The organism is Methylobacterium sp. Leaf106 (assembly GCF_001422895.1).
Lineage (GTDB): Bacteria > Pseudomonadota > Alphaproteobacteria > Rhizobiales > Beijerinckiaceae > Methylobacterium > Methylobacterium bullatum.
In genome coordinates, this window is sequence record NZ_LMNB01000033.1 from 420,937 (window position 1) to 431,655 (window position 10,719).

Consider the following 10,719-nt stretch of genomic DNA (forward strand, 5'->3'; position numbering starts at 1 on the left):
GGTCTATTTCGGAATCGGGACAAGTCCGTCGAGGAAGGCCGTGACTTCGCGGCGGTTCCAGGATGCGCCATCGGTCCAGAATCGGAGCAGGGCTAGGTGGTTGAGTCGCACCCATGCGATCACGAGCGGTCTCGCCAGGCGGGAAGCGCCCTTGGGCAAGAAATCGTCGCGCACTTTCGGATCGGCTCCGATTGACACGATCAGGCAGGGCAGGTCGCGACCGGCACGGTCGGGATACCATTTCACCCGAGGGCCGTGCGAACCCAGCGCCGTCGAAACGAAGATCGTGCCGGGGACGTTGGTGTCCTGATCATCGAGATTGGCCATCTCGATCAGGACATCGTCGGCGAAGTCATCCGGCGGTGCTCGCCTTTCGCTGCCGGGGCGGACATCGAGAGCCGTCGGTCCCATCTATCTCATCCCTCCTCGGGAATCGTTGCCGTCATTCTTGATCCAGGGCCATTCGAGCCGCAAGGGCCGTGTTCTCCGAGATCGGCCCCCGGAGGTGGTCGGCGTCTGCGTCCGCACCGCGCGCTTGTCCCCTCGCTCGACAGGGTTAGATTGCGGTCATGGAAAAGACCGGACCGGTAGCCGAGCCAGAGCTGGATCCCGCACCGACCCTGCAGGTGCGCGCGGTCACCGGCCTCGCCGAGATCCCGGCGGCGGAGTGGGATGCCTGCGCCACGTCGCCCGAGACGCTGGCGGCGGGGGACGAGACCCACAATCCGTTCGTCTCCCACGCCTTCCTCTCTGCCTTGGAGGATTCGGGCTGCGTCTCGCGCAGGACCGGGTGGCTGCCTCTGCATGTGGCGGTGGAGTGCGAGGGGCGGCTCGTCGGTGTCGCGCCCTGCTATCTGAAATCTCACAGCCAGGGCGAATACGTGTTCGATCATGGCTGGGCCGATGCCTACGAGCGCGCGGGCGGGGCGTATTACCCCAAGCTCCAGGTCAGCGTGCCGTTCACGCCCGTCACCGGCCCGCGCTTCCTCATCGCGCCGGGCCAGGACGTGGCCGAGGCCGCCTCCGCGCTGATCGCCGGGTTGCGCGCGCTCCGGGCGGAGACCAAGGCCTCCTCGATCCACGTCACCTTCATGCAGGAGCGCGAATGGGAACAGGCCGGCGCGCTGGGGCTCCTCCAGAGGCTCGACCAGCAGTTCCATTGGGACAATGCCGGCTATGCCGGGTTCGAGGAATTCCTCGGGGCGCTCTCCTCGCGCAAGCGCAAGGCGATCCGGCGCGAGCGCCGCGACGCCCTGAGCCAGGGCATCACCATCGAGCACGTCACCGGCGCCGACCTGACGCCGGCCCATTGGGATGCGTTCTACGAGTTCTACGCCGATACGGGCGCGCGCAAATGGGGCCGGCCCTATCTCAACCGCGAGTTCTTCGGCCTCATCGGCGAGCGCATGCCGGAGCGCATCCTGCTCATCATGGCCAGGCGCGAGGGCCGCTACGTCGCCGGCGCCATCAATTTCGTCGGCGACGTTGCGCTCTACGGCCGCAACTGGGGCTGCGTCGAGGACCACCCGTTCCTGCATTTCGAGGTCTGCTACTATCAGGCCATCGATTTCGCGATCCGGCGCGGGCTGAAACGCGTCGAGGCCGGGGCGCAGGGGGAGCACAAGCTCACCCGCGGCTACCGGCCGGTGCTGATGCATTCGGCCCACGACATCGCCGATCCCGCCCTGCGCCGCGCCGTCGCCGATTATCTCCGCCGCGAGCGCGACCACGTGCTCGAGGCGGCCTCGGTGCTCGGTGAGATGACGCCGTTTCGCCGGGACTGCACGATGGCCGATCCCGAGACCGAAAAGGACGAAGAGCGCCCATGAGCCCGATCGACCGTATCAAGGCCTTCGCCGACGACCTCACGGCGATCCGCCGGGACATCCATGCCCATCCCGAGATCGGTTTCGAGGAGGTGCGGACCTCGGGCCTCGTGGCCGAGCACCTCGCAAGCTACGGCATCGAGGTCCATCGCGGGCTCGGCGGAACGGGGCTCGTCGGCGTACTGCAGGGGCGCTCGGCCAACGGCCGCCGCATCGGGTTGCGGGCGGAGATGGACGCGCTGCCGATCGAGGAGGAGACCAACCTCCCCCATCGCTCCACGATTCCGGGCAAGATGCACGCCTGCGGCCATGACGGCCACACCACCATGCTGCTCGGCGCGGCCCGCTACCTCGCCGAGACGCGGGATTTCGACGGCACCGCCCTCTTCGTGTTCCAGCCGGCGGAGGAAGGGCTCGGCGGCGCCCGCGCCATGCTCGCCGACGGGCTGTTCGAGCGCTTCCCCTGCGACGAGATCTACGGGCTTCACAACACCCCCAGCGGCCCGCACGGCAAGCTCAAGATCCGGCCCGGCCCGATGATGGCGGCAGCGGACTTCTTCGACATCCGCATCACCGGGCGCGGGGCCCACGCGGCCGAACCGCATCGCGGCCTCGATTCCATCGTGGCGGCTGCGGCCCTCGTCCAGGCGCTGCAATCCATCGTCTCGCGCAATGCCGACCCTTTGAAGAGCGCCGTGCTTTCCGTGACCCAGATCCATGCGGGCGCGGCCTATAACGTCATTCCCGAGGGCGCCCATCTCGCCGGCACGGTCCGGACCTTCGATCGGGCCGTGCGCACCCTCGTCTCGCGCCGCATCCGCGAGGTCGCCCAGGGCATCGCCCTCGCCCACGGAGTCGAGATCGGGGTGGAAATCCGCGACACGTTCTCGGTGCTGGAGAACAGCGCCGCCCATGCCGCTGCGGCGGCCGAGATCGCCCGCGAGATCTTCGGGGCCGAAGGCGTCGACGACGACACGGTGCCGCGCATGGGCAGCGAGGATTTCGCCGACATGCTGATGGTGGTGCCGGGGGCCTATGCCTGGATCGGCGGGACGCCGGGGCCAGGCCTGCACAACGCGGCCTTCGATTTCGACGACAGTATCATCCCCCTGGGCAGCTCCTACCTCGCCCGCCTCGTCGAGAAGCGCACCGCCGCATGACCAGCCTGTTCGATTTCGCCCCCAAGGCCGCCGACGGCACGCCCTATCCCCTCGACCAGCACCGGGGGCAGGTCGTGCTCGTGGTCAACACCGCCTCGAAATGCGGCTTCACCCCGCAATACGAGGGGCTGGAGGCGCTCTGGCGCAAGCACCGCGATGGGGGGCTCGTGGTGCTCGGCTTCCCCTGCAACCAGTTCGGCGCCCAGGAGCCGGGCGATGCCGGCGAGATCGCGCAGTTCTGCAGCCTGACCTACGATGTCAGCTTCCCGGTCCTCGCCAAGGTGGAGGTGAACGGGGCCGGCACCGACCCGGTCTTCGCCCATCTGAAGCAGGAGAAGCCCGGCCTCCTCGGCACCAAGGGTATCAAGTGGAACTTCACCAAGTTCCTGGTGGGCCGCGACGGCAAGGTCATCGGCCGCTACCCGCCCACCGCCAAGCCCGCGGATCTCGAAGGCGACATCGCGAAGGCCCTGGCCGGCACTTGAGCGTCAGGCGGCGGATTCCTTCGCCTGGATCTCGATGAAGACCCGCTTCACCGCCGGGTTACGCGCCTTCAACCGGGCGTCCAGACGGCCGACCATCGCCTCGACCTCGCCGGCCCTGAGGTCGTCCTCCATGTCGAGGCTGACATTTACCAGGATGTCGGAGGGGCCGAGATGCTGGGTCAGCACCGCGTTGACGTGGCGGACGCCGGGCTCCGTCCGCACCGTTTCCTCGATCGCCGCCACGGTCTCGGGGGCAGCCGCCTCGCCGACGAGGAGGCCGTGCGTCTCGATCATCAGGAACAGCGCCATCCCGATCAGGATCGCGCCGATGCCGATGGACGACCAGCCGTCGAGGGCGGGCATCTGCAGCCATTCGGCGAGGATGACGCCGGCCAGGGCGACCATCAGCCCGAGGAGGGCGGCGACGTCCTCGATCAGCACCGTGAACAGGGCGGGGTCCTTGCTCCGGCGGATCGCGGTGATCGCCTCCCGGTCGCCCTTCTCGGCCCAGAACGCCTTGAGGGCTACGGCGCAGGAATAGCCCTCGGCCAGCACCGCGAAGCCGAGGATCGAGAGGTTGACCCAAAAGCCCGGAATGGTGCGGCCGAAGATCACCGCGTCGGCGGAGGCCTCCGGGTAGTGGATCTTGTGGATGCCCTCGTAGACCGCGAAGGCGCCGCCGCCGAGGAAGATGAACAGCGCGACGATGAACGCGTAGAAATAGACCTCGCGCCCATAGCCGAAGGGAAAGCGCGCATCGGCCGGTTTCTTGGCCCGCGACAGGCCGACGAGGAGGAGGATCTGGTTGGCGGTGTCCACCAGCGAATGCACGCCCTCCGCCAGCATGGCCGAGGAACCGGTGAAGAAGGCACCCACGAACTTCGCCGCCGCGATGGCTAGGTTGGCCCCTGCGGCGGTGTAGATCGCGCCGTTGCTCTCATGCGCCATGCCGGCGAAACTCTCATCGAAGGGACGGCCCCGCGCCGTGGACGCCGGGGGCCAGTCTGTGCAAGGTCCGGCCGGAAAACCGCAGACGCACATCCGCGATGGAGACCGGCCCCGATGTCCTCAAACGCCGAAGCTGCGCAGTACGATCCGCAGAACGTCTTCGCCAAAATCCTGCGGGGCGAGATTCCCGCCCACAAGGTCTACGAGGACGAGCACAGCCTCGCCTTCATGGATGTGATGCCCCAGGGGCCGGGCCATACCCTGGTGATCCCCAAGGCCCCGGCGCGTGGGCTGCTCGATGCCGACCCGGATTCCCTCGCCGCCACCGTCAGGACCGTGCAACGCGTCGCCCGCGCGGTGAAGACGGCCTTCGCGGCCGATGGCCTGACTGTCTTCCAGTACAACGAGCCCGCCGGCGGGCAGACGGTGTTCCACCTCCACATCCACATCGTGCCGCGCTTCGACGGCGTGGCGCTGGGCCGGCATACGGGGGGAATGGCCGACAGCGATCTCCTCGGCATCCACGCGGCGCAGATCCGGGCGGCCCTCGACGCGGCGTGAACGATCAGGCGACGCTGGCAGGTGCCGGTGTCGCGGCGATCAGCCGGCGCAAGGCGGCGTTCTCGGCTTCGAGTTCAGCAATGCGACGGATCAGGGTCAGCATCGCGGCCGGATCGGCCTGGGGCGACGGAACCGGAGTGGCGGCTGTGGTCTCGTCCACGAAGGCGACGCCGATGCCGTCGGCACGGCGCCAGCGCAGATTCGCCTTATAGGTCCGCTCCTTCTGGGGGATGAAGAGGTCGAACATCTCCGGAAGGGTCGCGGTCTCTGTCAGGGCGAGGCGCGCGCCGATCGACGACAGGTCGCGCACGAGGCAATCCATGCTCGACGCGCCGTTGTTGAAGATGATGCGGCCCTTGAGGAATGTCCTCTGCCGCGCTTCCTTGCGATTGTCCGACATGACGGCCGGTCTCCGGCTCCGCTTGGTGCGACCGGCCGGACCCTCGCATGAGGCTCCTTAAGGAATGATCGCCGCGAGGGCGCGTCCTCTTAGTTGAAGCGCCGGTCCATGGTCTCGAACAGGTAGAAGCCGTTGAAGCGCACCGCCGTGGTCGCGGCCCGCTCGTCGAAATCGGCCGGGGCCTCGGCTTCGTCGCTCAGCCGTCCGCTGAACGCCCAGTTCCGTCCGCTGAGGAAGCTCGGAACGGCACGGCACTCCGGTACCGCGCAGCACAGGCCGCTGACGGACTTCAGGCAGAACACGTTGTAGCTTTGCATCGGTCGGTCTCCGACTGGCCACCCCGACTCGGGCTGATAGTGCCATAATCGGACCGGAGTGTGTCGATCAGTTTTCCGGGACGTTGCGGGCGAGCTCGTCGAGCCAGATCCGGGCATTGCCGTCGGAGGGTGCGCGCCAGTCGCCGCGCGGCGAGAGCGAGCCCCCGGCCGCCACTTTGGGGCCGTTGGGCATGGCCGAGCGCTTGAACTGGCTGAAGCCGAAGAAGCGCTGCAGGAACACGCCGAGCCAGGCGCGGATCTCCGGCAGCGCATAGGCCTGGCGCTTGGCTGCGGGAAAGTCCGGCGGCCATGCGCCGCGTTCCGCATCCCCCCATGCATGGAGGGAGAGGAAGGCGATCTTCGACGGTTTGAAGCCGTAGCGCAGGGTGTAGAAGAGGTTGAAATCCTGCAGCGCATAGGGGCCGATCTTGGCCTCCGTGCTCTGGGGCGAGCCGCCCTCCTCCGTGGGTACGAGTTCGGGCGAGATCTCGGTGGCGAGGATCGCCTGCAGGGTGGCGTTGGCGCCCTCGCCGATCTGGCCGCTGGCGATGACCCAGCGGATCAGGTGCTGGATTAGGGTCTTGGGCACCCCGGAATTGACGCCGTAATGGCTCATCTGGTCGCCGACGCCGTAAGTGCACCAGCCGAGCGCCAGTTCCGACAGGTCGCCCGTGCCGATGACGATGGCGCCGTTCTGGTTGGCCAGCCGGAACAGGTAATCGGTCCGCAGCCCCGCCTGCACGTTCTCGAAGGTGACGTCGTAGACCGGCTCTCCCCGCCCGAACGGGTGGCCCATATCGGCGAGCATCTGCCGCGCCGCCGGCCTGATGTCGATCTCCCCCGCCGTGGTGCCGAGGGAAGCCATCAGCGCGTGGGCATTCGCCTTGGTGGCGTCCGACGTGGCGAAGCCCGGCAGTGTGTAGGCGAGGATGTCCGAGCGCGGGAGGCCGAGCCTGTCGAAGGCCTTGGCCACCACGATGAGGGCATGGGTCGAATCGAGGCCGCCCGAAATACCGATCACGGCCTTCTTAGTGCCGGTGGCGGCGAGCCGCTGCGCGAGGCCCGCCACCTGGATGTTGTAGGCCTCGTAGCAATCCTGGGCGAGGCGGCCGATATCGGCCGGCACGAAGGGGAAGCGCTCCACCCTTCGCCTCAGGCCGAGATCGCCCGCGGGCGGATCGAGCCGGAGGCGGATCGTGCGGTAGGACAGCCCGCGCCCGCGCGCATTGTCGTCGAAGCTGCCCGCCTGGAGCCGTTCCTGGGCCAGGAGGTCGAGGTCGATATCGGCCAGCGTCGCCTCCGGACCGGCGGCGAAGCGCTCGCCCTCGGCGAGGCGGATGCCGACCTCGTCGATGCTGGTCTGGCCGTCCCAGGACAGGTCGGTGGTGGATTCGCCGAGCCCCGCCGCCGCGTAGACATAGGCGCAGGCGCAGCGCATCGAGGCCGACCGCGTGAGCAGCGCCCGGGAGTCCGCGCGTCCCACGGTGATCGGGCTGCCCGACAGGTTGGCGAGCACGGTGGCGCCGGCCAGGGCCGCATCCGTACCGGGGGAGGCGGGCACCCAGAGGTCCTCGCAGACCTCGATGCCGAGGGTGAAGCCGGGAAGGTCCTCGGCCGTGAAGAGCAGGTCCGGGCCGAAGGGGACGAGACGCTCGCCGAGGGTGATCGATTCGCCGAGAAGGCCGGCGCCGGAGGCGAAATGGCGCTTCTCGTAGAATTCCCGGTAATTCGGCAGGTAGCTCTTGGGCACCACGCCGAGCACCCGGCCGCGATGGATGGCCAGCGCGCAATTGTAGATCCGGTGGCGCCAGCGCAGGGGCGCGCCGACCACCAGGATGGGTGTCAGCTCGGCCGAGGCCGCGACGATGCGGGTGATCGCCGTCTCTACCGCGTCGAGGAGGGTCGCCTGCAGCAGCAGGTCCTCGATGGCATAAGACGAGACGCAGAGTTCCGGAAACACGGCGAGGACCGCGCCCTTCCCATGACACTCATCGGCGAGCGCCAGGATCTCGTCGGCATTGCGCTCAGGATCAGCCGGATGGCTTCGTCCGGCGCAGGCCGCCACACGGGCGAAACCGTGACGGTAGAGGGACTTGAAGGCGGAGCTTCGTGTGGTTTCGGCCAAGGGGCGGGGTGCCTCTCGCAAGGGTGACGCAGCGTCCACAGCGCGCGGGGCTGAGCGGGCAGGGTCCGCCGAGGGAAACCCGTTTGATCCGAGACGCTTCATCGGGTTCCCTCATCTAACCCGTTACGCGCCGGGGCTCCAGGGGGAGGCGGGCGCTCCCGGTCTTCGGAGATCCGACACTTCGCGGCATGCGGGCAAGCGTCTGTTAACGACGTTGGCTCTAGCTTGGGGAAGAACCGCTCCTGTCGAGGACGCGGACCCGTACCCTTCGAGTCAATCCAGAGCATCATGCGCGCATCGGGACGGCCTCCCTATTCTCATCGTGATCCCTCCCGGCCCGGACGCGGCGGCGACCGCCCCGGCCTGACCTTGGGCGCCCTCGCGCACAGGCTGATCAGCCTGCGCGCAAGCCTGACCCGGCGCCTCGCCGGACCGCCCCAGCGCCCGAGCCTGGTCTCGCCACGCCCGGCGCAATCCTGGCTCACGGCCCCCCGGGACATGGTGCACGACGCCCCCGCTCCCCAGGCTCAGCCTTGGTTGGAGCAGGGCAAGTGGGTCGAGGCGCAGGCCTGGCCGGACCATGTCTTCGACGACCGCGCCACCCCCGATCTCGCCCGCTCCTCGGGCATCGCGGCCATGGACTCGACCGGCGAGAGCCGGATCGACCACGGCGCATCGAGCCCGCGTGTGCTGATCCGCTCGCCGCGTCGTCCCGCCTCCATCACGCCGGAGGGCTACGACGCGCCGGCCCATTCCGCGCCCGAGCCGGATGCCCCGGCGGTCCGCTATACCCGCACGCCCGACCCGGTGCTGCAGGAGCGCCGCCAGCGGGCGCTCGATGCCGAGCGCCTGGCGCAGGAGGAGCAGGTCCGTGCCGCGCGGCAGGCCGAGGACGAGGCACGGCAGGCCGCCGAACGCGCCGCCCTCGCCGCCGCGGAAGCGGAGCGTGCCGCCCAGGAGGCGGCCGAGGCCGCGCTTCTGGCCGCGATTCCCCCCGAGCCGCCGCAGCCCCTGTGGCGCCAGCCCTATACCCCGCCGCCGGGCGTCCGCTTCTTCCGCTCGCCCGACCGCCGTCCGCAGGCCGTCCTCGCCGCCATCGTCGAGGAGCCGCTGCCCATCTCCGCATCGGTGAGCGAGCCGATCGTCGCCGCCGAGCCGGCCCCCCTGCCCGTCGACCGCGATTGGACCGAGGTTCCCGACTGGGCCGCCATGCGCGCCTGGTTCGACGGCGAGGATTCGACCGCCGTCGAGACGTGGTCGGCGATCCAGGCCGATTCCGCCGAGGCCGTGGCTCCGTCCCTGCTGGAGGCTTCTCCCGTGCCGGAGGTTTCTCCGGTGCCGGAGATGTCCCCGGTGCCGGATCTGGCGCCGGTCAGCACACAGGCGGACGAGACCTCACCCTTCACGGTCTCGCCGCCCGTGGACATCTCGCTTCTGCGCCCGCTGCCGCCCAGCCCCGTCTACGTCCTCGACCGGCTGATGCGGTTCGACCGTGGCGGCGCGCCCCTGCCCGCCAACGGCCAGGATAATGGCCAGTCCGCGCCCGTCAGGGACGAGCCGAGCCACGAGGACCGCGTCGCCGAAGTCGCCGAGGCGGCCACCCTGGCTCTCGTCATCGAGCAGACCGGGCCGGCCCCCCAGCGTTCGGTTGCCGTCTCGGCCATGGCCGCCCGCGCGGCTATCCGTCCGGCCCGCATGCCCGCCGCCCCGGTGGCGCAGGCTTCGGTCATGCAAACACCCGTGATGCAGCCCCCCGTCGCGGAAGCCCCCGTGATGGACGCCTCCGTCGCGCAGACCGTCTCGATGCAGGCCCCCTCCCCTGCCAGGGCCGCTCCGGTCTTCACGCCGCTGCCTCCGCGCCCGGTCCTGCTGCGCAACCCGAAGGCCGCCGCCCCGGCTCCTGAGCCCGAGCCCCAGGTGGCGGAAGCGCCGGCCCTCCCCGAAGCCGCCGCGCCCGTCGAGATGGAGGAAGCCCCGGCTCCCGTCCTCGCGCTGCCGGCCCCGCCGCCTGCCCCGTCTCCGTCCCGCGCGATCTTCCCCGAGCCCCGCGCCACGCTGATCCCGGCCGGCCGGCACACGCCGATGTCGCTGGTGGAGAACGAGGATTACGAGCACCCCTCGCTGGAACTGCTGGCCGAGCCGCCGGTGACCGGCACCGAGGAGGTCGATGCCGACGTGCTGGAGCAGAATGCGCTCAACCTCCAGCAGACGGTGCAGGATTTCGGCGTGCGCGGCGACATCCTCGCCGTGCGCCCCGGCCCTGTCGTGACCCTGTACGAACTGGAGCCGGCCCCCGGCACCAAGTCGAGCCGCGTGATCGGTCTCTCGGACGACATCGCCCGCTCCATGTCGGCGGTCTCGGCCCGCGTCGCGGTCGTTCCCGGCCGCAACGTCATCGGCATCGAACTGCCCAACGAGACCCGCGAGACCGTCTACCTGCGCGAGCTGCTGTCCTCTGCCGATTTCTGCATCAGCAAGCACAAGCTCGCCCTCTGCCTCGGCAAGAACATCGGCGGCGAGCCGATCATCGCCGATCTCGCCAAGATGCCTCACCTGCTCGTCGCCGGCACCACCGGCTCGGGCAAGTCGGTGGCGATCAACACGATGATCCTGTCNGAGCCGATCATCGCCGATCTCGCCAAGATGCCTCACCTGCTCGTCGCCGGCACCACCGGCTCGGGCAAGTCGGTGGCGATCAACACGATGATCCTGTCGCTGCTCTACCGGATGAAGCCGGAAGAGTGCCGCCTGATCATGGTCGATCCGAAGATGCTGGAACTCTCCGTCTATGACGGCATCCCGCACCTGCTCTCCCCCGTCGTCACCGATCCGAAGAAGGCGGTCATCGCCCTCAAATGGGCCGTGCGCGAGATGGAGGAGCGCTACAAGAAGATGTC

At 69.2% G+C, this 10,719-nt stretch carries 10 protein-coding genes and 1 pseudogene; 6 read left to right on the forward strand and 5 right to left on the reverse strand.

What is annotated here, in order from left to right:
- Positions 1–3 precede the first annotated feature (3 nt).
- Positions 4–411 (reverse strand): hypothetical protein, encoded by a 408-nt coding sequence (locus ASF34_RS19545; protein WP_056163646.1) that lies wholly within the window; start codon positions 409–411, stop codon positions 4–6.
- 158 nt (positions 412–569) lie between these two features.
- Here ASF34_RS19545 and ASF34_RS19550 point away from each other — a divergent pair, with 158 nt between their 5' ends.
- From ASF34_RS19550 to ASF34_RS19560, 3 genes are read left to right on the forward strand one after another with little or no spacing between them, the layout of a single operon-like run.
- Positions 570–1,829: a GNAT family N-acetyltransferase gene (locus ASF34_RS19550; protein ID WP_056163649.1), complete on the forward strand. Its 1,260-nt coding sequence runs from the start codon at positions 570–572 to the stop codon at positions 1,827–1,829.
- Positions 1,826–2,986, forward strand: a complete 1,161-nt coding sequence (locus ASF34_RS19555) for a M20 aminoacylase family protein (RefSeq protein ID WP_056163652.1) — start codon at positions 1,826–1,828, stop codon at positions 2,984–2,986. The genes ASF34_RS19550 and ASF34_RS19555 overlap by 4 nt, the downstream gene beginning before the upstream one ends.
- On the forward strand, positions 2,983–3,471 hold the full coding sequence (locus tag ASF34_RS19560) for a glutathione peroxidase (RefSeq protein WP_056163655.1): 489 nt from the start codon (positions 2,983–2,985) through the stop codon (positions 3,469–3,471). Before ASF34_RS19555 ends, ASF34_RS19560 begins: the two co-directional genes overlap by 4 nt.
- A 3-nt stretch (positions 3,472–3,474) precedes the next feature.
- Here the strand turns inward: ASF34_RS19560 and ASF34_RS19565 are convergent, their stop codons facing one another.
- Positions 3,475–4,419: a cation diffusion facilitator family transporter gene (locus tag ASF34_RS19565; protein ID WP_056163658.1), complete on the reverse strand. Its 945-nt coding sequence runs from the start codon at positions 4,417–4,419 to the stop codon at positions 3,475–3,477.
- A 114-nt stretch (positions 4,420–4,533) separates the two neighbouring features.
- On the opposite strand from ASF34_RS19565, the gene ASF34_RS19570 reads away from it, so the two are divergent.
- The gene (locus tag ASF34_RS19570; RefSeq protein WP_018044114.1) at positions 4,534–4,980 is read left to right on the forward strand and encodes an HIT family protein; all 447 of its coding nucleotides are present in this window, start codon (positions 4,534–4,536) and stop codon (positions 4,978–4,980) included.
- 4 nt (positions 4,981–4,984) lie between these two features.
- Here ASF34_RS19570 and ASF34_RS19575 read toward each other — a convergent pair whose 3' ends face one another.
- From ASF34_RS19575 to ASF34_RS19585, 3 genes are all read right to left on the reverse strand, one after another.
- The gene (locus ASF34_RS19575) at positions 4,985–5,380 is read right to left on the reverse strand and encodes a PilZ domain-containing protein (protein WP_018044115.1); all 396 of its coding nucleotides are present in this window, start codon (positions 5,378–5,380) and stop codon (positions 4,985–4,987) included.
- An 89-nt stretch (positions 5,381–5,469) separates the two neighbouring features.
- Positions 5,470–5,697 carry a hypothetical protein gene (locus tag ASF34_RS19580; RefSeq protein WP_018044116.1) on the reverse strand — a complete coding sequence of 76 codons (228 nt, stop codon included), beginning with the start codon at positions 5,695–5,697 and terminating at the stop codon, positions 5,470–5,472.
- Between the two features lie 67 nt (positions 5,698–5,764).
- Positions 5,765–7,822, reverse strand: a complete 2,058-nt coding sequence (locus ASF34_RS19585; protein WP_056163659.1) for an NAD(+) synthase — start codon at positions 7,820–7,822, stop codon at positions 5,765–5,767.
- Positions 7,823–8,110: 288 nt separating this feature from the next.
- On the opposite strand from ASF34_RS19585, the gene ASF34_RS23810 reads away from it, so the two are divergent.
- Positions 8,111–10,437, forward strand: a 2,327-nt coding sequence (locus ASF34_RS23810) for a DNA translocase FtsK (RefSeq protein WP_244479053.1), incomplete at its 3' end; no start/stop codon positions are given.
- A gap of 1 nt (position 10,438) precedes the next feature.
- Positions 10,439–10,719 (forward strand): annotated as a pseudogene (locus tag ASF34_RS23545) (FtsK/SpoIIIE domain-containing protein); the annotation flags it as partial.